Annotated in this window: 20 protein-coding genes; 13 read left to right on the forward strand and 7 right to left on the reverse strand. The window is 48.9% G+C overall.

Features of this window, described 5'->3' with window-relative positions:
• The 11 genes from OEW58_11970 to OEW58_12020 all read left to right on the forward strand — a co-directional run.
• Positions 1–343, forward strand: a 343-nt coding sequence (locus OEW58_11970) for a succinate--CoA ligase subunit alpha (GenBank protein ID MDH5302068.1), incomplete at its 5' end; no start/stop codon positions are given.
• A gap of 142 nt (positions 344–485) precedes the next feature.
• Entirely contained in the window at positions 486–1,517 is a 1,032-nt protein-coding gene (locus OEW58_11975; protein MDH5302069.1) for a type IV pilus twitching motility protein PilT, read from the forward strand.
• Between the two features lie 113 nt (positions 1,518–1,630).
• Positions 1,631–2,302 carry a prepilin-type N-terminal cleavage/methylation domain-containing protein gene (locus OEW58_11980; GenBank protein MDH5302070.1) on the forward strand — a complete coding sequence of 224 codons (672 nt, stop codon included), beginning with the start codon at positions 1,631–1,633 and terminating at the stop codon, positions 2,300–2,302.
• A gap of 54 nt (positions 2,303–2,356) precedes the next feature.
• Entirely contained in the window at positions 2,357–3,859 is a 1,503-nt protein-coding gene (locus tag OEW58_11985) for a hypothetical protein (protein MDH5302071.1), read from the forward strand.
• Between the two features lie 5 nt (positions 3,860–3,864).
• Entirely contained in the window at positions 3,865–5,544 is a 1,680-nt protein-coding gene (locus OEW58_11990; protein ID MDH5302072.1) for an ATPase, T2SS/T4P/T4SS family, read from the forward strand.
• 3 nt (positions 5,545–5,547) lie between these two features.
• Positions 5,548–6,756, forward strand: a complete 1,209-nt coding sequence (locus tag OEW58_11995) for a type II secretion system F family protein (GenBank protein ID MDH5302073.1) — start codon at positions 5,548–5,550, stop codon at positions 6,754–6,756.
• A gap of 2 nt (positions 6,757–6,758) precedes the next feature.
• Positions 6,759–7,205 carry a hypothetical protein gene (locus tag OEW58_12000; GenBank protein ID MDH5302074.1) on the forward strand — a complete coding sequence of 149 codons (447 nt, stop codon included), beginning with the start codon at positions 6,759–6,761 and terminating at the stop codon, positions 7,203–7,205.
• Positions 7,202–7,648 carry a hypothetical protein gene (locus OEW58_12005; protein ID MDH5302075.1) on the forward strand — a complete coding sequence of 149 codons (447 nt, stop codon included), beginning with the start codon at positions 7,202–7,204 and terminating at the stop codon, positions 7,646–7,648. Before OEW58_12000 ends, OEW58_12005 begins: the two co-directional genes overlap by 4 nt.
• On the forward strand, positions 7,648–9,156 hold the full coding sequence (locus OEW58_12010) for a hypothetical protein (protein ID MDH5302076.1): 1,509 nt from the start codon (positions 7,648–7,650) through the stop codon (positions 9,154–9,156). Before OEW58_12005 ends, OEW58_12010 begins: the two co-directional genes overlap by 1 nt.
• Before the next feature lie 3 nt (positions 9,157–9,159).
• Complete coding sequence (locus OEW58_12015; GenBank protein ID MDH5302077.1) at positions 9,160–9,984, forward strand: AAA family ATPase; 825 nt, start codon at positions 9,160–9,162, stop codon at positions 9,982–9,984.
• A 4-nt stretch (positions 9,985–9,988) separates the two neighbouring features.
• Entirely contained in the window at positions 9,989–11,446 is a 1,458-nt protein-coding gene (locus OEW58_12020) for a tetratricopeptide repeat protein (protein MDH5302078.1), read from the forward strand.
• A gap of 36 nt (positions 11,447–11,482) precedes the next feature.
• Here the strand turns inward: OEW58_12020 and OEW58_12025 are convergent, their stop codons facing one another.
• Positions 11,483–12,109 carry a prepilin-type N-terminal cleavage/methylation domain-containing protein gene (locus tag OEW58_12025; GenBank protein ID MDH5302079.1) on the reverse strand — a complete coding sequence of 209 codons (627 nt, stop codon included), beginning with the start codon at positions 12,107–12,109 and terminating at the stop codon, positions 11,483–11,485.
• Between the two features lie 8 nt (positions 12,110–12,117).
• Positions 12,118–13,104: a type II secretion system GspH family protein gene (locus OEW58_12030; protein MDH5302080.1), complete on the reverse strand. Its 987-nt coding sequence runs from the start codon at positions 13,102–13,104 to the stop codon at positions 12,118–12,120.
• Between the two features lie 246 nt (positions 13,105–13,350).
• On the opposite strand from OEW58_12030, the gene OEW58_12035 reads away from it, so the two are divergent.
• Together OEW58_12035 and OEW58_12040 are read left to right on the forward strand one after the other, a co-directional pair.
• Positions 13,351–14,712: a hypothetical protein gene (locus tag OEW58_12035; GenBank protein MDH5302081.1), complete on the forward strand. Its 1,362-nt coding sequence runs from the start codon at positions 13,351–13,353 to the stop codon at positions 14,710–14,712.
• 81 nt (positions 14,713–14,793) lie between these two features.
• Positions 14,794–15,846 (forward strand): peptidase M42, encoded by a 1,053-nt coding sequence (locus tag OEW58_12040; protein MDH5302082.1) that lies wholly within the window; start codon positions 14,794–14,796, stop codon positions 15,844–15,846.
• Between the two features lie 37 nt (positions 15,847–15,883).
• Here OEW58_12040 and OEW58_12045 read toward each other — a convergent pair whose 3' ends face one another.
• The 5 genes from OEW58_12045 to OEW58_12065 all read right to left on the reverse strand — a co-directional run bounded on the left by OEW58_12045 (position 15,884) and on the right by OEW58_12065 (position 20,538).
• Positions 15,884–17,341: a YdiU family protein gene (locus OEW58_12045; protein ID MDH5302083.1), complete on the reverse strand. Its 1,458-nt coding sequence runs from the start codon at positions 17,339–17,341 to the stop codon at positions 15,884–15,886.
• A 60-nt stretch (positions 17,342–17,401) separates the two neighbouring features.
• Positions 17,402–18,409, reverse strand: coding sequence for a hypothetical protein (locus tag OEW58_12050; protein ID MDH5302084.1), 1,008 nt, complete (start codon positions 18,407–18,409; stop codon positions 17,402–17,404).
• A 7-nt stretch (positions 18,410–18,416) separates the two neighbouring features.
• Positions 18,417–18,944 (reverse strand): hypothetical protein, encoded by a 528-nt coding sequence (locus OEW58_12055; GenBank protein MDH5302085.1) that lies wholly within the window; start codon positions 18,942–18,944, stop codon positions 18,417–18,419.
• Positions 18,945–19,201: 257 nt separating this feature from the next.
• Complete coding sequence (locus tag OEW58_12060) at positions 19,202–20,044, reverse strand: methyltransferase domain-containing protein (protein ID MDH5302086.1); 843 nt, start codon at positions 20,042–20,044, stop codon at positions 19,202–19,204.
• Positions 20,045–20,112: 68 nt separating this feature from the next.
• Positions 20,113–20,538 (reverse strand): hypothetical protein, encoded by a 426-nt coding sequence (locus tag OEW58_12065; protein ID MDH5302087.1) that lies wholly within the window; start codon positions 20,536–20,538, stop codon positions 20,113–20,115.
• Positions 20,539–20,653: the final 115 nt, after the last annotated feature.

Raw genomic sequence — 20,653 nt, forward strand, 5'->3', positions numbered from 1 at the left:
TATCGGTATTGGTGGCGATCCCATTCCCGGCACGACGTTCATCGATGCGCTGGAGTTGTTCCAGAACGACCCGAAGACCGAGGCCATCGTGATGGTGGGCGAGATTGGCGGCAATGCTGAAGAAGAAGCGGCTGCCTACATCAAGGCCAATGTTACCAAACCCGTGGTGGCCTACATTGCCGGTGTGACGGCCCCCAAGGGCAAACGCATGGGCCATGCCGGTGCGATCATTGCCGGAGGCAAGGGTACAGCGGACGAGAAATTCGCTGCATTGCATGCCGCAGGGGTGGCAACCACCAAAAATCCAGCGGAGTTGGGTAGTACATTAAAATCCATCATGTAACATTCTGCATCAAACAGAAAAAACCGGCCATGTGCCGGTTTTTTTTTGTCCGCAAAAAAAGAATCCGTAAAACGATCAAGCTAAATCGACTACACAAAACCGCCGTACAAGACTGAGGTCAGCAGAATGGACGGTGAAAAAAATGCGATTGGAAGACTTGCTTACTTTGAGTGTGGAAAGACGCGCATCAGATCTGCATTTGTCAGCGGGAATGCCGCCGATGTTACGCATTGATGGAGATGTTCGTGAAGCAATGGAGGATGTCGTTTCACATGAACAGGTGCTGGCGATGGCATATTCAGTGATGACGGAGAAGCAGCAGGCTGATTATGAATTAACGAAAGAAAGTGATTTTTCTACGGAATTGCCGGGAATAGCGCGTTTTCGGGTGAACTTATTTCAGCAATCAAGGGGGGCTGGTGCAGTTATCCGGGTTATCCCTTCCCAAATTGCCACGCTGGAACAGTTGGGCTGTCCAGAGATATTTAAGCGAATTGCACAAACTCCACGTGGATTGGTGTTGGTAACGGGGCCGACAGGTTCAGGTAAGTCGACAACGCTTGCCGCCATGATCGATTACATCAACGAAACCAGAGCTGAACATGTTCTCACCATCGAAGACCCGATCGAGTTTGTATATAAAAGTAAAAAATCATTAATTAACCAACGCGAGGTTCATCGCGATACTCAGTCATTTGCCAATGCACTTCGTGGCGCGCTACGCGAAGATCCGGATGTCATTTTGGTGGGAGAAATGCGAGATCCAGAAACCATCGGCTTGGCGTTGACCGCAGCAGAAACAGGCCATCTTGTGTTTGGCACTTTGCACACCAGCTCTGCAGCAAAAACCATAGATCGAATTATTGACGTGTTTCCTGCTGCAGAGCAGGCCATGGTTAGAACCATGCTGGCAGAGTCGCTGCGCGCGGTTATTTCACAGATTTTGCTGAAGAAAAAAGAAGGGGGTCGCGTAGCTGCGCATGAAATATTGATCTCAAACCCGGCCATCAGAAATTTAATCCGTGAAAACAAAATACCCCAAATAAATTCTGCAATGCAAGTTGGTCATCAACATGGGATGCAAACGCTGGAGCAGAGCATGGTTAATCTGGTTAAGCAAGGTGTAGTAACCAAGGATGAGGCGCTGTCGAGATCAGATAATAGAGAAATATGAGATTGTTTGATAAATGTAAATGTTTGACTTTACGTTTGTATTATTCAGGAAATTATAGTTGTTAGTGTGTCGATAAGTAATGCGTGATTACTTAAATACAGGGAATTTTCAATATGGGCAATGAACGTAAATCAAACCAGTCTGGATTTACACTGATAGAACTGGCGGTTGTTTTGGTGATTATCGGGATCATCCTTGGGGCTGTTCTGAAAGGTCAAGAACTGATTAATAGTTCTAAAGTGAAGAAAGTGCAAAGTGATATCCACTCCATGGAGACCATGATGCTGAATTATTACGATCGAAAAGGTCGCTGGCCCGGAGATTGTAATCTGGATGGGAATGTAGGATTTACATTGCCAAATAACAGTGTTGCCACTGCCCTGAATGCAGTAGCAACAGATCCATCGGCAATATCTTGTGAAGCGACATCGCCTGTCGAAAATCAGGACACCGCATTTGCCGATCTGCGCGCAGCGGGTGTGGCGCCAAGATCAACGACTAATGCTTCTCTAGGAAAGCATGTGCTTGATGGAGCATACAACATTGGCTATACCAGGGACACTGCAACCGGGGCTACAGCAAATGCAATTGTGGCTTACGGCATTCCGTCGTGGATGGCAAAGATGATAGATGTGGCTACTGATGGTGCAGAGAATGGAAAGTCAGGGCGAGTTCGTCGCTGGGATCAATTGGATAGTGGTATCAATGGTGGAACATGGCCGTTGTCCACTGCTGATAGTACTCCCGTAGCGCTGGTTTATTTTTACGATCGTACCCTTCCTTAATGAATGCAGATGTTGAGACAGGGATTGTCTCTATTTGAAATTGAGGAAAGTCTCATGCAATGGAATCAATTTTGGAAGAAAAACCTGCTAACGATACTTCCCGTTGATGAAATATACAACGGGGATAAAACTGTGCTCGAGTATCTTCATGTCAGAGCAGGGAAAATCTTAAAACATGGAAGACAGTCCAGAAAAGAGATGTCGTTGACGTTTGGTGAAACGGTTCGTTTTGGCTTCTTTGCAAAAGGAAGCCATTTGGAACAGGTGTCTCTGGTGGCTAAAAATGGTGCTGCTGCTAAACAGAGAGCAAAAAAATATATCGAATCAGAGCAGATATATGATGAGAAGTTCGAGCTGAAAATCAGGATGGTTGATCAGGGAAAGAAGGATGCCAAGGTAGCCATAGCAGCAGTGGCAAAACAGGATTTGGATGATGTTATCCGTGAGTTGGATATACAAGAAAAACCTTACTCCAGATTGGCCATGTATGAAACTGCGATCGGTTCATTGCTGAGAGAGGTTTCCGAAGTCCCTTTGGTTGCATTGTGGTCCGATGGCGAAAAGCTGGTGGCGCTTTTGGTGAAGGACGGGAATGTATTACAGAAGAAAAGCAAAGCTCTTGAGGAACAGGGCCTGTTGTCTGGAATGGGAGACGATGAAAAGCAAAATCTGATTGATATAAATGCGTTGAGGGAAAATATTGTCAATACGGCCAAGGTGGTTTATGGCATGGAGGCGGTAGAAACCATATGTTTAGGCAAGGTGATAGATTGGGTGTCCAATCAGGCATCCAATTCGGATGACACTATCGCGTTCTTAAATGACTTGAGAAACGGCGAAAAATTATACGAAAAAATTATTGGTCAATTTCGATTTTCAGCAGGGATTGATTCCCGGGTGGTTATAGAAAAGCCAGAGCTGGCGGGGTTGGCTTTCGTATATCCGCAATACGATTTCATGCCTGAGGATTACCATCATCAGGTTGTTTCATACAAAATGGCTATCCCCGCGTTGGTGGCATCGGTCGCCGTATCATTGGTTCTGTTCGCAGTATCGGGAATGCAATATGTTCAGCACAAGGAAGCGATGGCTGTATACCAATCGACGATTGAATCGCAAAGAACAAAGTATAACCAACTTGTGCTGGAATACCCTGGTGATAAGCAAATAAAAAATCTGGCTTCCCATTTGGATGAGTACAAAGGTAGAGAGCAAGAGATCAGGCTGGATGTGTTGATTGGCTGGATAAGTAGCAATACGCCAAAAAATGTGGTTCTGACCAGTTTGAAGGTAGAGCGGAAAACGATTAAAGCCGGAGGGCGATCATCCGCCCCAGAGTATGAGCCAGGAAAATATCTGGTGGCGGTTTCTGCACGTATCGAGTCTACCTATGAGCGATCTCATGATCAGTTTGTGAACATGGTGACAAGGCTGGGGGCCAAAGGGAAATTTGAGTCGCCAATAATGAGCTTTGAACCAGGCGAGGAAGGAGCTGTCGGTAAGGCGATATTTACCGCTGTACTTGAGGTTGATGCCAAAGATTTTCTCAAGGGATAGCACTCATGGCAAAAAAAATAGGGGACATGCTAAAAGAAGAAGGAGTCATTACTGAAGGAATGATTCAGTATGCCCTGCGTGTGCAAAAGGCAACCAAGGAAAGGTTAGGTGATACCCTTTTGAAATTAAACTTTGTAACTGATGGTGAAATAGCAAGAATACTCGCCAAGCAGGCAAAGATAGGATTCGAATCACTGGATGGGGTGGCACCCGATCCTCTGGCGCTGAGTCAACTACCATATAATTTTTCGAGCAAACACGAAATTTTGCCAGTTTCTATCAAGGCGAATCGACTTCAGTTGGCTGTGGCCGATCCATTTGATGAAAATGGATTGGAAAAAATATCGCGCTATACCGCCATGAGTTTTGATCTGTTTACTGCGCCACGCGCAAAATTGATCAGGATGATAGAGCAAATTTACTACCTGGCTGAGCATCCGATTGAGCAAGAAATGCAAAAGGTCGTTACGGATGTATTGGCAGGAAAACCATTTCAGGCAGAAAAGGTGATGGAATTGCTGGTGAGTACCGCAGTAGAGACTGGGGCATCAGATCTACATCTGACATCGGCCGCATTCGCAACGCTAGTTTCCTATCGAATTGATGGTGTTCTTCATCTGAAATATTCATTGCCACCAAACATGCATCAGCGTCTTATTTCGACCTTTAAGGTTGAATCGCAAATGGATATTGCTGAAATGAAACGTCCACAGGATGGACGTATGACGTTTGAATTCCTGCAGCAAAAATATGACATGCGTGTTTCCTGTATACCAACCTCTAAAGGCGAAAATCTGGTAATCCGTATTCTTGCTTCGGGTGATGAAATTCGTTCACTGGAGGAGCTTGGGTATCTTCCGGCGCAGCTTGAGGTGATATCCCGGGCGGTTAAATCTCCGTATGGGATGATTCTTTGTACGGGGCCAACTGGCTCAGGAAAGTCAACCAGTCTGTATGGTCTGCTGCGCAAGGTTAATGCCATGGAAAATAACGTAATGACTGTTGAAGATCCGGTTGAGTTTCAAATGCCGCTGATACGTCAGGTTCCGGTTAACGTAAAAGCTGGCATTACTTTCGCGTCAGCGATTAAAAGTTTTTTACGTCAGGACCCGGACGTTATTTTGGTGGGTGAAATTCGTGACGAAGAAACTGCTACGCTGGGTGTCAGGGCTGCGCAAACAGGGCACCTGGTGCTCTCCACTCTGCACACCAACGATGCGGCAGGTGCGATTGCACGCTTACGGGATTTGGGTGTTGGTAATTTTATGCTGGCATCTACTTTGAGCTGTGTGATTGCTCAGCGACTGGTTCGTCGACTCTGTCCCCATTGTAAGGAAGCACATGTATACAAGCTGGGAGATATTGATGTGCCAGAAAGGATCGTGGGGCGATCCGTATTCGTGCATAAAGGTTGTGATCACTGCAGGGGGACAGGTTACCTGGGGCGTGCTGCGGTCTGTGAGGTAATTGAAATTGATGATCTAATCAAAGATGCGATTGACGATGATGCCTCGCCCATAGAAATCAGAAGAATTGCACAAACGGCAGGGATGATTACGCTTCGCGAGGCAGCCATTGAAATGGCTTTGAAAGGTATTACTGATCTGGATGAGGTAAATCGTGTCGTCAAGGAGGAAAAGCAGGATAGGGACGTCGACAAGGGAAATGCCAAGGATGCGGCGTAGCCTATGTCCTACTTTTTTTATACCACACTTGATGATGATGGCCGAAACAAGAGGCACACTGAATTCTTTGTGAATGAGGATGTCTTTCTTGAAGATTTGGCCAATCGCCATATTGATCCAGTGTCCTATTTTAAAATTCCTGACATCATTACTCCTCTCATAGACTTGGCCAGACCCAAGTTGACGGCTGAAGAATTGATAGAGCTGTGCAACTATCTTTCCATGTATGTTGGTAGTGGTCTGGATGTGCAGTCTGCACTGGGAGATCTTGCCGCAGCATCCAAACGCCCCGCCTTCAAAAAAGCCATGCTGGATTTGCAAGGATATCTTTTGGATGGCTTCATGATTTCCCAGGCAATGGAAAAAACAGGCGTGATTCCAAGCGCCATTTCTACGCTGGCCAGTATTGGTGAGGAAAGTGGATCGTTAGAGGGGACATTGAAGGATGCTGCCGAGCATATAGAACGGGTTGAATCAATAAAGTCGACGACGAAGAGGGCGATGATATACCCAGCATTTACGCTTGTTGCAATGTTGGGCGGGTTTATATTCTGGACTGCCTTTGTTGTCCCCAAGATCGTTGATCTGTTTTACACGATGGGTGTTGAACTTCCGACGGCGACAGTGCTCCTGATTAACATATCAGAGTTTATGGCGGCATACTGGCTGTACTGCGTTCTGGTAATTGTTTCAATACCGTCTTGTTTTACGCTTGCCAGGCGGCTGCCAAAATTCAGATATTTAACGGATAGATTTCTGTGGAAAATGCCGATCTTCGGTCAGATTGTCCGAGGATCTCAGCTCGCTTTTTATTTTCAGTACATGGCGCTGATGTACAGTGCCGGTATTCCTATTACTACCGCATTAATTACCATCAATAAATCGCTGAGCAACAGCTACTTCCAATCGAGAGTGTCAGATATAGCAGATTCGCTGAAGTCAGGCGAATCACTGCTGGATGCGTTTGGGGCAAATGATACTTTCGATACGCTGGTTAATCGAATGATGGGTATAGGGGAGCAGACTGGATCATTGGACAAACAGTTGACCAGGCTTGCCAATATTTATTTTGAACGAGTGCATCTGCTGGTGGACAGCATCAGCAAACTGATTGAGCCGTTAATTATGGCGATTGTGGCGGTAATGTTTGCATTCTTTGCAATTGCCTTGCTTGGTCCGCTGTATGAGTTAATGACGAATATGAGGGCTTAAGTGTGTCAGAAGTCAGAGCTAAATTTATCAAGCCGGTATATGTGTGCTCATTATTATCGGCAGTTCTTCTTTCTATTGGTCTGGTTTCGTATGTCTATACCAATAAGCTGATTGAAAATGATGAAGAAAACTCAGGAATATTGAGAATAAATGACAGATCAATACGAGAATTCCAGTCTGGACTTGATTATTACCAAGGAATGGAAAGTGGATTCGAGTCCCTATCTGCTGAAAAAATAAACTATGAGACAGTGAGTTTTTCGGCGACATTGTCGGGTGCTCAGGTGATGAATATGGATAAGTTTCTTTTTTCTTTGTACAAAAAAGACGAATTCTTTCATCTCAATAAACTTAGCATCAGTGAAGTTGTTATGAACGATCAGGAGAATACGGGTCTGCTGTTGACTATTGATGGTCGACGCCATGTGTTTTCCGGAGATGTGAAATGAACAATGCAAAAATATATTTCCCATACATTATGGCTGCGATGTTTCCGCTGGGTTTACTCTATTTCTTCATTGATCACACTATGGGTATTGAAAAAGAAGAACCGATGGTGGTTAAGGAAATCAGGTTGCCTATGACTCAGTTGGTACAGAATCAACTGCCTCAGATGTCGATAAAGATGCAGGCTTTTCTTCCATGGTATGTTGAAGAGCGGAATTCGTTGGCAAAAAACACCGATGGAATCGAGGAAAAGGGAAAGGGTGAAGTGGCCAATATCTATATGGTTAATGCCATTTTGATTGATGGACAAAATAGACTGGCTCATATAAATGGCGCTTTACATAAAGTCGGAGACAGGTTGGGAGAATATCGCATCAGATCCATACATCCGGCGAGAGTAGAGCTAACAGGGCCAAATGGATCCCAGTATCTGGAGTTAAATTGATGGACGTGGCAATGGTATATCATGGAGTCAATCGATATCGATTGCATGCGGTGTTGGTGCTTCTGCTGCTGACATCCTTATCTGGATGTGCGGGACAGGAGAAAAAGCATTCAGTTGAGGAAATGAAACCGAAAAACCCAGATCCATTGATCGAAAGCTTGTTTGATCAGAAGTCTAAAGAAGATCCGAAATCATTGCCGGCGGTTGCTAACGACATCCGCATGCCGCTTGTGGCAATGCGAAATGTAGTACCTGATCGTCTTTCCCAGCAGAAGTACAGTCTAAAGGTTAAGGCGTTGTCCGTTAGGGAAACGCTTTCGCTGTTGGCCGCCACCTACAATATGAATATTTATGCTGAACCAGATGTGGTTGGTAATGTTGATGTTAGCTTTAATGATGTTCCGCTTGATGAAGCCATGGACTTGATTTTAGGGTCGCTCGGATATTACTGGGAGTGGAGCGATAACCTTATCCAGGTCAAAAAATTCAAAACGGTCACGTTTGATCTGGATTATCTCCGCCTGACTAGAAATGGGCAGGGATCAAGCAGTAGCTCAATTTCATCCACGGGTGGTTCTGGTGGCGGAACGACAGCAACCCAGCTTACCCAGCAGAATAATGTAGCGTTCTGGGACGAACTAGATACCCAGTTGAGGTCGATGTTGTCGGCAAATGGAAGGGTTGCGATTAATCGTTTGTCTGGGACTATCCAGATCACTGATGAGTACGCGCGAACAAGAAATATTGAATCCTACATCAAGCATATAAAAAACGGTCTCCACAAACAGGTGGAAATTGAAACGAGAATTATCGAAGTTTCACTGCGTGATGATCAGAGCATGGGAATAGACTGGACAGAGTTAAGTGCCAAAAAGATAACCGGTGCGCTGACCAATATCGTAACCCAGGCCAATGGTGGGATGAACCTTCGTTCTGCGACTGCGGGGTTGACGTATACCGATCCGAATTTCAAAGCGATCATCAGCGCTCTGAGCGAGCAGGGCGAAATAAAAGTGGTTTCACAGCCCAGAATTCGCACCATGAATAACCAGACGGCACTGATCAAAGTGGGAACAGACCGGACATTCTTTTCGCAGGAAGTGACTCGCCAGCAAGGTGCTGCTGGAAATATCGAAATCATTATTACTGAGATACCAACTACCGTGACTGAAGGGGTGGTATTGTCGTTGACACCCCAGATATCCAATGACAATTGGGTGTTAATGGATGTCTCACCTGTTATCACCCGTGTTACCGATACGGTGGTTTCATCGCAGGGAAGTATTGCGCCAGTACTGGATATCAAACAAAGCTCCACCCTGGTTAGAGCCAAGCACAACGAAATGATTATTCTCGGCGGCTTGATTCAGGATGAAAATGTGACTACGGAAAGGTCTGTGCCATTTTTGGGTCGCATCCCGTTGTTAGGATATTTCTTCCGTGGAACCTACCATACCAAGGTCAGAAAAGAACTGGTGATATTCCTGATGCCAAGGATTGTAGGCTAGATTATGACACAGTTGAGTGCTTGCTTTAATCAGATGGGATTGCGGGATACGCCCTTCAGTATCACGCCTGACACCAGTTATTTCTTTGAAAGCGAGTCTCATCTGCAAGCGCTGTCCGGTCTCAGATACACGGTGGAAAGTGGCGGTATCTGTTCGCTGAGTGGCGAAGTTGGGTTGGGGAAGACGCTGATATGCCGGACCATGCTGGAAAGTTTTGATGACAGTGTAAAGTCAGCCTATATATTCAATCCCATGCAGGATGCATTCAGCTTGCTGAGGGAGATCTATTTTGATCTGACCGGGAAACAGTTTTCCGCGACAAGTATTGTTGATCTCTATCGAGATATTTATTCATTTGTTGTTGATCTGGCCAGGGATGGGGGAAAGACAGTGATCATCATTGATGAGGCGCATCAATTGTCACCCGAGGTTATGCAGGTAATTAGGCTGCTTACCAATCTGGAAACGGAAAAGAAAAAACTGATCAGCGTTATTTTGTCGGGGCAGCCGGAAATGGTAGCCATGCTCAAAAGCAGAGAGCTAAGACCATTGCTGCAACGCATTGCAGTCCATCATGAACTTAAACCATTCAGCATGGCTCAGAGCGCCAGGTATATCGATCATCGAATTGCCAAGGCTAGTGTGTTTGGCAGTCTGAGCATGTCAAATCATGCCAAACGCGCAGCGCACATCGCATGCAAAGGAGTTCCACGGCGGCTGAACCAGGTTTGTGAGAGAGCCATACTTGATGCCTATGTGATGAAAAAGGAATGCGTGGATTTGTTTTCCATGTATCGATCAATAAAAGAAGTGACTGTTCTGGATTGAACCCATGAGCATTATTCATAAAGCACTTAAAGAAGTTGAAAATCAGGATGCCGAACCAATCATGGAGCGTCTTGAAGACCTCCCGGACGATTCGGCGGTGGCTCAATCCCCAGTGCTTAAAAAAGTCAGCACGGCAAAGTCTCCGAGTGCGGTTGTTTCGCCGTTCCCGTACGCACCTGTGGCAAAAAAACGCAAATTCAGACTCAGCAAGGGTTTTTATATTACGTTGGCCGGCGCGGTGATTGTGATAAATGGCGGTGTGTATTATTACGCCGATCAATATGTGAGCACCAGCGCGCTATCTTCGGTGGCCATGCCTCAACAGCGTTTAATTGAGGAACCTGCAACGTCAGGTCTGGCACCACAAAGATCAACACGTTCCGAGAGTGATACACCGATCAAAAGCGTTATCCAGGTAGGAATTTCCCCTGCGGAGATTTCATCAAGCAAGCAAGGTAGTAATGCTGATAAGGTGGTGGTCGCTAGTGCTGCATCCACGCAAGTAACAGGAATTGAAGAAGCCGTACCTCTGCCTGTAGCCAGCAGCAATGTGGCAACGGACTCTCGTTCGCTGGATAAGCCTGCGCAAGGATTGAATCGTGGTAGTGTGGTTCATGCAGAGCGTGGTGTGGCAGCAGCGATCCCTGTGTGGGTTGGTGAATTCAAGTCGCTCGACAATGCTGAAACCGTTTACATCGTTATGACCAGCACTTTTTCATCACACGCTTCCCGAACTGCCAAAAAGATGGAAGCATTGCATGATGATGTATTCGTTATTCCTGGGCGGTACAGAGGCGAGTCGTCTTTTTATACCGTGGTGAAGCCCAATGATAATCGTCGAATAAAGTCTTCCATTTTTCAGTCACTGGGTATTGTTCCGTTTGAAACCACGGTTGCAGAAGTAAAAGACCGAATGGAAGCATACCGCACGCAATCTATCGCTGATCTGTCGGTGTCGGTTTCGGCTGAAACATCAACCGCGCTGAGCGAACAGCAGCAATATGATCTGGTTGCGAGTGGTAGCAAGTTGGTGGAGCAAGGGGAGTATCAACGCGCAGCTACGACATTAAAGCCGCTGATTGATGGAGATAGTCGCCTTTGGGAAGGATGGTTCTGGGCAGGCTCTGCCAGATTGGGACTGAGAGACCTGGATACAGCAGAACAATATTTTGCACAGGCAGCGAAGCTCAATTCCAGTTCGCCTTTTATCCGGATTCAGCAGGGAATCGTTGCCCAGGAAAAAGGAAATTTCGCTGCCTCTGTGGACGCGTTCAAGGAAGCATTGACCATCGACTACTCGATTCCCGAAGCGCATTTGAACCTGGCATTTTCGTATGAGGCGTTGGGGCGAATTAATGATGCCCGGCTTTCATACAGTGAATTTCTTTTCCAGGCGAGTGGCAAACGTGCCTATAGTTCCCAACTGCGTAGAATCGAGCAACATCTGGAAAGCCTGAAATAGGCTTTCCAGCGCTGCCAATTTCATCCAAAAAAAATATCAAGGCACCGGGGCGTGACAAGCGAATCCGGTTTGCATGCATAGCTGACACAAGTTGCTGGGAGAGTAATTCTCTACGATATCGTCGTATTGTGTGTCCTGCGTCTTGGCGCTGTTTTCATAGCGCCGGTCACCTGCGGTGCCCACGGGGGTATTTTGTCCACTGGCTACACGATCGGCTCCGGCAGAAAAAACGACAAATATCGCCGGGCCGCTTAACGATGGATTGCTGTAGCTGTTGTCACTCCATACGCCGGGCAGACCGGCTGGTGAGTCGGTGATAGGTGCCTTGCATAGGTTTTCAAAATTACCACCCGTAGTGGTTATTGTGTACGCACTGTTGATATCGTAGAAGAGGCTGCCACCAAACACCGAGGTGGCATCATAGCCAAGCAGTTGTGCAGGGAATTTGTTGCCAGGAAGTGGTTCGGGAAATCCACCAAAGCGTTTGGCGTAATTCATCAGTGAAACCTTGGCCTGTTGTACCAGCAATTTTTCGCCGGACTGTTTGCCCATGTTCATCAGATTGCGTGCCATGGGCAGTATCAGGTTGATCAGAAAGCCGATGATCAGCAACACGACTGCCAACTCGATGAGGGTAAATCCTTTTGTGTGTTTTTCTGTCATGAAAGTTGTTAGTAGAGGGCGCAACTGTCCTTGACTATGGACTGGCAAACTGCGGTTGCCATCAGGTCAGGGTCAGCGCTACTGTCGATGTCTTTTAATCGTTTTTCTACAATCACCATTTTGTCGTCACATTTCCAGTTACCCGATTTATTGTCCTTTTCGAGAGCAGTAACTACAAACAGTTTCTGGTCCTTGTCCCACATACCCAGATCAACGTAACCGTCATCGGCCAGCAGCTCGCAGCGTCCTAGGGTGGCATTCCAGTCCTTGCCTACGGCGTAATAAACATTCTGTCCAGTTTTGTTGGTAAACTCGGCGCAGCGTGCATCGCCTACTGCTGCGCATGTGGTGGTGACTACGGGCGGCGCAGCTATCTTCAGGCAATCGTTTTTTAACTGAACAAGTGAGTAGCTAGCTACGGCATCATCGTAATTATTGGCCTCTGCGGTGGCAGAATTTTCATAGATACGATCGGTCAAAGTACCATCGCCAAGCGGTTTATTCTCACGATCAGTGCGGTAGTTGGCGCCTTGCGAAACCAATACAAATGCTTGGGGAGAGCTGTTCACTGGATTACTAAAGTCAGTGCCATGCCATGTCATGGGCTCGGCACTTGCGGTTTGTTCTGCATGTACTGCGGCGCAGAAAGTGCCAATGTCACCGCCCGTTGTGCTGGCTAGCAGATTGCTGTTGACGTCGTAGAGAAATGGTTTGGCGTAAGGCCCGGTGGCGCGCACGCCCAGTTGGCCTGCCGGCACAACATCATTGGCCAATGGATCAGGAAAGCCTCCGTGAATAAAGGCATAGCCGATCAGGGCGGAACGGGTTTCTTCGAGAATATTTCGTTCGGCATTGTGCTTACTGTTTTGAACCATGCCACGCACTATGGGTAATGTCATGGACAGCAGAATGCCGACAATGACCAGCACCATGGCCATTTCAATCAAGGTAAATCCCTGAGATTTGGCTGGGAGAATGGGGCTAGGTTGGCTCATCGTATGATTCCAGGCGGATGATTAGTTAGTCGTCATTTTTGTTGGTCGACATGAGTCATTGTGATCGTTGTTTTGTAAACATTTATTTCGGGTAGGCAGTGTGGTTTTGGGATAGCGTTGAGTGGTGTCAGCAATATGGCGATGTACACCAATAAAATGACGCGGCTCTCGCAGTGGGGTAATTTTTTCACTTAACGGTTGTTGTTTTTGCGAGGTCACTGGCATCAGCATTGCTTTTTCATAATCATGAAGCTGAAACTGCTGCTGCCTTTTTTTGTCTGCGTTTTCCCCATGCTTGCCCACGCGGCGGGGGCTGGCGATCATCCCGCGCAAAAGGCATGTATTGTCGAAGTTGATGCCGTCAACAATGATGCCGCCAATCTGGAAAAATATTGGTTTTACCGTCAGCGGCTGCGTAATGAGTTTATTTTCCTCAGCGATAAAGATGAACCAGGCAGTAATCTGCCGGCCAGTATTCGGCGTGGTTCCATGCTGCAGTGGAGCGATGCGCCTATCATGCTGGCGCAATACATCAGCATGCTGGCAACTGAATACGCATTGCTGAATGGGCGTGATGAAGCGGCAGCGATGATGAGCCTGCGTGAACTGTTGTGGGCGCTGCGCGTCATCGACCGGCTGGATAGACGTGGTGAAGCGTATTTTCGCGCCGACCGTAGCGAACACGAAGGTGACTTCAACGGTTTTTTTATTCGTGATGATATCGATGCGAATTTTCTGCATCGCAATCCCATCGATTTGGCAACGTCGGTGTTGTCTGACCTGACCAAGCCTGCCGGCGATTTGCCCGGTTACTACGCGACAGAAATGAGTCAGGATCAGGTGTGGCATTTGTTGATGGGGTTGGCGCTGGTGGAAAAACTGGTGCCGTTTAAAGGCGGCATTGATGGCGAAGTGGTGGACATGCGGCGGTGGGTGAGAAAAACCGTGTTTCGCATTGTGTCGTACATGCGCGATCACAGTAACTGGCAAATTCAGAATCCGGTGTTTGGCAAACCGGTATTGCGTGGCGCTGAATGGGATGCGCAACACGTTTTCAGTTGGGGATTTGCCGAGGCAGCGAACGCTCTGCTGGTTCCGCATGATGCAGGCGATGAAACCTATCCGAACATGCACAACCTGACATCGCGTTTGGCGCAGCCTTTGTTTCGACTGGCACTGCTGGGCAAAAGTGACAACTATAACCAGCGAATTTTATCGACCATTGCCAGAGCCAATTACGCGGTGGGGTTGTTCAGCTTTGGCGGGCCGCTGTGGAAACTAGAACACGAAGTGCTGTCGCGCAACCGCTATCGCTATGAGCAAATGCCGTTGCTGTTTGTGGTATTGCACGGTACGGATTTGCGCATTGACCCGACGGTGTACGGTGGTTTGCTTAATGCTGCGCCGGAGTACGGGACGTTTAACTATGGTGATCAGTACAACGTCTGCGCCTGGTCGTCGACATCTCGGCTGGTGTGGCCGGAAGATAATGAAACCACCAAACCGTGGCTGCTGGGCGATTACAACGGCCTGGATTACATGCTGCTGCACAACCTGTATCAACTGGTGTACAACCAGGCGCAACTGGACAAGCTGTACCGTCACTGAGCACTCCCTGCCTGCAAAAAACACTTTGCCTGCTGCCATTCTCGGCCCATAATTCGCCGCAGTCCTAGGGTGGAATAGTGCATGCAGTTCGATGGTTTTATAGATTTGCTCAAAGAGTTGATTCGTCACCCCTGCGTGGTGGGGGCGGAACATTCCTTTTTTCGGGTGCTGCAACGGGCCCTGGAAGAGCGCGGTGCCAGGGTGACCTGGTATGAGGGCCTGCTGGTAGCGCAGGGCAATGACCCGCATTCGGCGATGTTTTCTGCCCACATCGACCGCCACGGGCTGATTTGCACCGGCCCCAATGAATTCCAGTACGCCGCGTTTGTTGCCGGCAGTCGTTCCGATCTGTTGGGCAATTCGGTCTCGGAAGAATTGATGAACAAGGTGGCGGATCGGTTTTCCGGCGTGCCGGTCATGGCCTATGAGCCCTGGTCCGGGGCCTATCGCGGCGCGGGCGAGATTCGGCGCGCCTACATTTGTGAATTCCGCAACAACCTGATTTTTGAACTCAAGGCGCTGGAACATCTGGTGGCAGGCACGCCGGTGGCGTTTTCGGATCGCCTGCGGGTGAATAATGGTCGTTTGCTGGGGCAGTTGGACAACGTGTTGACGGCGGCCTGTCTGGTGCATTTGTTCAGTCTGGGTTTTCAGGGCACGGCATTTTTTACTGCCCAGGAAGAAGCCGGTAAAAGCTGGCGCTATCTGCTGGAATGGTTCCGCCGTTTTGGTGGCTCCACCAACCAGTTGATCGTGGTCGATACCAGTCCCTATCCCGATATCGACACCGCCGACAAGCAGCAGGTGGTGCTGCGTCGGCGCGACGCCAACGCCGAGTTTAATTTGCAGACCACGGAAAAACTGCAGAGGTTATGCGAAGAAATTGGTGTTCGCTACAGTTTTAAGGACGAGTACATTGCGGCGAAAAATGCCGAGGCCGTCCGCCAGAAACAGGCAGCTCAGTCGCTGGGCAGTACCGAGATGGGACGTATCACGGTGGCGTCCAAGGGACTGGTGCATGGCACCACCCTGCAGGTGCCTACCACCGGCTATCACACCATGGATGAAGCGGCCAGCATTGACAGCGTGCAGGCGTTTTTGCAGGTGCTGATGCGCATCCAGCAGCGGGATTAGTGTTGGCGCTGGATACTTTCAGTATCCAGTTCCGCATTCATGACGAACAGCTCACCGAAATTTTGCGCGCCCAGTCCGGCGGCAATTGCGCAAACTGATTAAATTCTTCGTGTTCGGCAAACGGCGACTGCAACACCTGCAACAGTTCGTTGATTTGTGAATAGTCGCCCATTTCTGCTTTTTCAATCGCCTGTTGCGCCAGATAATTGCGCAGCACAAATTTGGGATTTACCTGACGCATGCGTGTGGCGCGTTCGGCATCCACGCTGTTTTCCTGCTGCAGTGCTGCCTGATAATTCTTGGCCCAGGCATCAAACTGTTCACGATTTAAAAAAGTATCGCGCAGGGCATGCTGCGGTGCACTGCTGTCAAATGTGCTCAGTTGGTGGAAAAAATCGCTGTAGTCGCGTTGATTGTCAGCCATGATTTTCAGCAGTTCGTCGACCAGTGCGCTGTTTTGTGGATTGCGTTCGCGCAGCCCGAGTTTTTGCAGCATTAGTTGCGCATATGCGTTTTCGAAACTGGGAGCAAACTGACTGAGTGCGGCTTTGGCATCGTCCAGCTCCATCAACGGCAACAGTGCTTGCGCCAGTGCGCTGCAGTTCCAGGCACCGATGTTGGGTTGCTGATCGAAGGCATAGCGTCCGGTGTGATCGGAATGATTGCAGATAAAACCGGGCTCGTATTCGTCGAGAAATCCGAACGGCCCATAGTCCAGCGTTAGTCCCAAAATCGACATGTTGTCGGTGTTCATCACGCCGTGAGCAAAACCAACCGCCTGCCATTGGGCGATGAGTTTGGCGGTGCGTTCAACCACCGTTTGCAGCAGCGCGAGATAGGGATTGGCGGCGTCGCGCAGTTCGGCATAGTGGCGATCGATGACGTAGTCGGCGAGCAATTTCAGATCGTCATGTTGATCGCGATAATAAAACACCTGAAACGAGCCAAACCGCACGTGGCTTGGCGCCATGCGGACCAGCAGTGCGCCGCGTTCGACCTGTTCGCGAATCACCGGGGTTTCGCTGTCGAACATTGCCAGTGCGCGGGTGGTGGGAATGCCCAGACCATGCATGGCTTCGCTGCACAGGTATTCACGAATAGTGGAGCGCAGCACGGCGCGGCCATCGCCCATGCGCGAAAACGGGGTGGCACCGCCGCCCTTCAGTTGCAGTTCCCAGACGCCGTGTTCGGGATGGTGATGCTCGCCCAACAGCAGCGCACGGCCATCACCCAGTTGCTGCACGTAGTGACCAAACTGGTGGCCGGCATACAGGCAGGCAATGGGCGCGTCGGCATTCAGGCTGGTCTGGCCATTGAAGCCGGCAATCAATTCGTCGGCATCAACCTCAGGTGCCAGTCCCAGCAGCGCTGCAGCCTGCGGGTTAAAACTGGCCAGTCGCACATCGCGCAGCGGGCTGATGGGCTGGCGGGCGTAGAAATGCTCGGGCAACTGGGTGTAGCTGTGCTGCAGACGCAGGGAGGAGAACGGATTCATACTATAACCAAGCAAAGTACTTGGTTATAGTCTAGCGAGAAATCGCCGGCATGGCCAGCGCTAGAAGCGGAAGCCGAAGTCAAAGCCGGCATGGGTGTAACGTCGGATTTGTTCCAACTGCGCCAATGCGTCACGTTTTTTGTCGGCGGGCAGGTTATCCCAGCGACTACTGCCGCGCGGGTTGCGGCTGTAACTGCTCAGTTGAAAGTCCTCCAGATCAATGGCGGTGTAGACGTTCACGAAAAAGCGATTGTTGCGGGCGTTGTGCCAACCGATGTTGATAAACGCAGGCGTGTGCTGCTCGCGGTAAATGGTTTCTGTCGGCGCGAGCCAGTCGGCAGGATCATACTCTGCCTGAATTTTTTCTTGCGCCAGGCCGGCCCCCAGGTAGAGAGTGGTGGTTTGCCAGGGGTAATAGTTAATGGACAGCGCAAGCGTTTGTTTGGAGACGAAGATTTCTGGCTCCCAAAAACTGCGATCGTTGTTGGTGGAACCGGACTGAAAATCGATAAACATGCGTGAGTTGAGGTGGCGCTGGTAGCCAAGTTTTCCGCCATCAATGGAGGACGACTCCTGGCTGACAACGAAACCAAGATACAGCGCATGGTTGAGCAGTTTTGCGGTATTCACGCCGATTGGGGCAGAGTTATCACTGACTTGCTGTTCTGGACTGTCGCTCGTGCAGTCGTTGAGGCGATCCTGGTTGCCCAGCGGAATATACAGTTGCGAGTCATAGTTCCACATATTGCCGTTCAGGTAATCAATGTAAAAACCATGACCATTGAGCAAATTGGCAAAGTAACTACTGTCTACCGTTTTTCTGGCTACATAGCGATTTTTGGGAAAACAGGGATCGGTGAGTTGTACGACCAGTTGGTCAAAGCTGGACGGTTCAGAGAGTATCATCGCGGGTACCCGGGTGTTGTAACTACGCTCCGGGGTATCAATGCGGGCCTGGATTTTGACGCTATCTTCAGTCTGCACCATTACCGGCTGAACCTTATTGTTAAACATGGACGCGCAGCCAATCAGTTGCAGCGAGGCGAGCAGAACAAGCAGCTTTTTCATGGTCGCCTCAGAAGTTGTAACGAATGGCGGCGTTAGGCAGGAATTCCAGTTGGGTTAATTCCGGCGAGCTAAAACCTATCCACTTGGCGGCGTAATACAGATCCAGCGAAATCACCATGCCGCGTCTGCGTGGATTGATAATGTCCAGGCCAAGTCCCAAGCCCGAGTAAATTTCGCGACTGGTTTGCATGCCATTGTTGGTGTCATTGGGCTGGGCATCATGCACGGCCTGGATGCCTAGCAGAAATTTGCTGGCGATGGGGGCGAATGCATCGTCGAACTGGTGATGACTCAGGAATTGGCCATAGCTGATGGCTAATTCAAAGTGCTCACGGTATTCATCCTTGTTCATGGTGGCGATGGCATTGGTCTGCACAAAGCTGTCATCAATATAGTGCCGGTAGCTGACACCACTGCCGCCAACCCAGCCAGCACTCAACCCCAGACTGTGGTTGGGGGCTTCTTCGGCAAAGGCCGTGTGGTGGCCGCTCAGGCTGATCAGTGTGGCCAGCAACAAGGTGATTTTCCGTGACATAAGGCTCTCCATGACGTCTTTGGGTCAGTCTATCGTGTTTTGGAAATGGGAGACAATATTGCGGATAAAAAGACGCCAGCCCGAAGGGCTGGCGTAAAGTTGCTTGGGAGGGCAATGCCTTTACTGCTCCGAGATCACTGAACCACTGGGAGGAGGAGGTTCAGTGGTGTCGGGTTCTCTCGCGAGAACACTTTACTGCTGCTGCGATATAAATGCTGCAGAGTTCGTGCCGGGAAAAAATAAGGCATGCCACAAAACTACTTTTTGGTGATCACCACTTCCAGGTACTCGCTTGGAACAACCAACGAGCCGCTACCACCGATATTGTGTTTTTCAAGCAGTGCGGTCAAATCGTTGGTCAGTAGCTCTTGCTTGCTGGCGTCAAGGGAACCAAATGTTTTGTGGATTGGTCCGTAATAATTGCGGAAAACATCGATCCAATGTGTTGCAGAAAGAAAACGAAAGTTGTAATGGCGACGAATGCATTGAATGTTTGACGCAGATGCGCCAAAAAGCTCTACGATTCGCGGTTCACTACCCCATAGCATGGGGGATTGTACGCCAGCGGGCGGTGGTGCGTATCGTCCAATGATGCGGAATAAATCTCCGAGAAATCCTTCGGGAGTCCAGTTTGCTAGGCCGATGCGGCCGCCGCTGCCAATGACGCGCAGTAATTCGTTGGCCGCCTTATCCTGCTGTGGTGTGAACATTACACCAAAGGTGGAAAGTGCAACATCAAATTCGCTGTTCTCAAATGGCAGATTTTCGGCGTCGGCAACTTTAAATTGAACATCAAATTCATTTGCGCTGGCTCGCTTGGCTCCTTTCTCAAGCAATGACGAAACATAGTCTGTCGATGTTACCTGCGCAAAACGGCGTGCGGCAGCGAGAGTGGCATTGCCATTTCCGGCGGCAACGTCAATGATTTTTTCGCCAGCGCGGATGTCTGTTGCTTCAGCAAGTAATTCTCCAACGATTTGTAATCTGCTGCCAACATTGGCGTAGTTTCCAGACGACCACGTTGCTTGTTGACGTTGCTTGATCAGGTTGAAGTCTGGGATTGTGATGGATGATGCTTTTGACGCGGTAGTCGTATTCATGAGGTTCTCCTGTTGCTAGTTGTTTGTTGAGTTTGTTTGTAAATCAATCAGAATGTTCAAATTTCGGATTACCGGGTTTGTGTCAGTGCCAGTCCGTGCAAGATGTTGCCGCGCACTGGCTGGGTTAAAAATGCGTCTTTGACAAAACGCAATGACAGTGGATTTTGACGATTAAAAGGCATCAACATTAATATTCGAGCCATGATGCAGTAGCCAATCAGTACGCGAATCAAAGTGCCTACTGCTGGAATCCACAGTACCCACTGAAATCCATCGGGCATCGCAATCAGCAATACGGACAAATAGCCCAGACGAATTTGCACGGGAAAGGAGCGCAAGCTTTGTTCACGCAGTGCAAAATGCAGTAACTGTAATCCACCAATGGCGATGGTTAGGCTGTAGGCCTCTGGTGTGGTTGTGAGGGTAAACCACAGGCTGATGGTTGATACCAGCCAATACCACCAGGCAAAATCCCTGAAATCAAGCATGAGCATGACGCACCTCCGTGATGTGACAACGCAGTTGATCTAGGTCGGTATGTGGTCGGGTTCCCATGAGAAACCAGCTTACGGTGAACAGGGCTCTTCCGCGTGCAGTTTTTAGTATGGG

The sequence above is a fragment of the Gammaproteobacteria bacterium genome, assembly GCA_029884425.1.
Taxonomy (GTDB): Bacteria; Pseudomonadota; Gammaproteobacteria; order S012-40; family S012-40; genus JAOUHV01.

Coding starts and splice junctions, on each gene's coding strand:
- OEW58_11975 (MDH5302069.1), top strand. CDS start 486: ATGCGATTGGAAGACTTGCTTACTTTGAGTGTGGAAAGACGCGCATCA.
- OEW58_11980 (MDH5302070.1), top strand. CDS start 1,631: ATGGGCAATGAACGTAAATCAAACCAGTCTGGATTTACACTGATAGAA.
- OEW58_11985 (MDH5302071.1), top strand. CDS start 2,357: ATGCAATGGAATCAATTTTGGAAGAAAAACCTGCTAACGATACTTCCC.
- OEW58_11990 (MDH5302072.1), top strand. CDS start 3,865: ATGGCAAAAAAAATAGGGGACATGCTAAAAGAAGAAGGAGTCATTACT.
- OEW58_11995 (MDH5302073.1), top strand. CDS start 5,548: ATGTCCTACTTTTTTTATACCACACTTGATGATGATGGCCGAAACAAG.
- OEW58_12005 (MDH5302075.1), top strand. CDS start 7,202: ATGAACAATGCAAAAATATATTTCCCATACATTATGGCTGCGATGTTT.
- OEW58_12010 (MDH5302076.1), top strand. CDS start 7,648: ATGGACGTGGCAATGGTATATCATGGAGTCAATCGATATCGATTGCAT.
- OEW58_12015 (MDH5302077.1), top strand. CDS start 9,160: ATGACACAGTTGAGTGCTTGCTTTAATCAGATGGGATTGCGGGATACG.
- OEW58_12020 (MDH5302078.1), top strand. CDS start 9,989: ATGAGCATTATTCATAAAGCACTTAAAGAAGTTGAAAATCAGGATGCC.
- OEW58_12025 (MDH5302079.1), bottom strand. CDS start 12,109: ATGACAGAAAAACACACAAAAGGATTTACCCTCATCGAGTTGGCAGTC.
- OEW58_12030 (MDH5302080.1), bottom strand. CDS start 13,104: ATGAGCCAACCTAGCCCCATTCTCCCAGCCAAATCTCAGGGATTTACC.
- OEW58_12035 (MDH5302081.1), top strand. CDS start 13,351: ATGAAGCTGAAACTGCTGCTGCCTTTTTTTGTCTGCGTTTTCCCCATG.
- OEW58_12040 (MDH5302082.1), top strand. CDS start 14,794: ATGCAGTTCGATGGTTTTATAGATTTGCTCAAAGAGTTGATTCGTCAC.
- OEW58_12045 (MDH5302083.1), bottom strand. CDS start 17,341: ATGAATCCGTTCTCCTCCCTGCGTCTGCAGCACAGCTACACCCAGTTG.
- OEW58_12050 (MDH5302084.1), bottom strand. CDS start 18,409: ATGAAAAAGCTGCTTGTTCTGCTCGCCTCGCTGCAACTGATTGGCTGC.
- OEW58_12055 (MDH5302085.1), bottom strand. CDS start 18,944: ATGTCACGGAAAATCACCTTGTTGCTGGCCACACTGATCAGCCTGAGC.
- OEW58_12060 (MDH5302086.1), bottom strand. CDS start 20,044: ATGAATACGACTACCGCGTCAAAAGCATCATCCATCACAATCCCAGAC.
- OEW58_12065 (MDH5302087.1), bottom strand. CDS start 20,538: ATGCTCATGCTTGATTTCAGGGATTTTGCCTGGTGGTATTGGCTGGTA.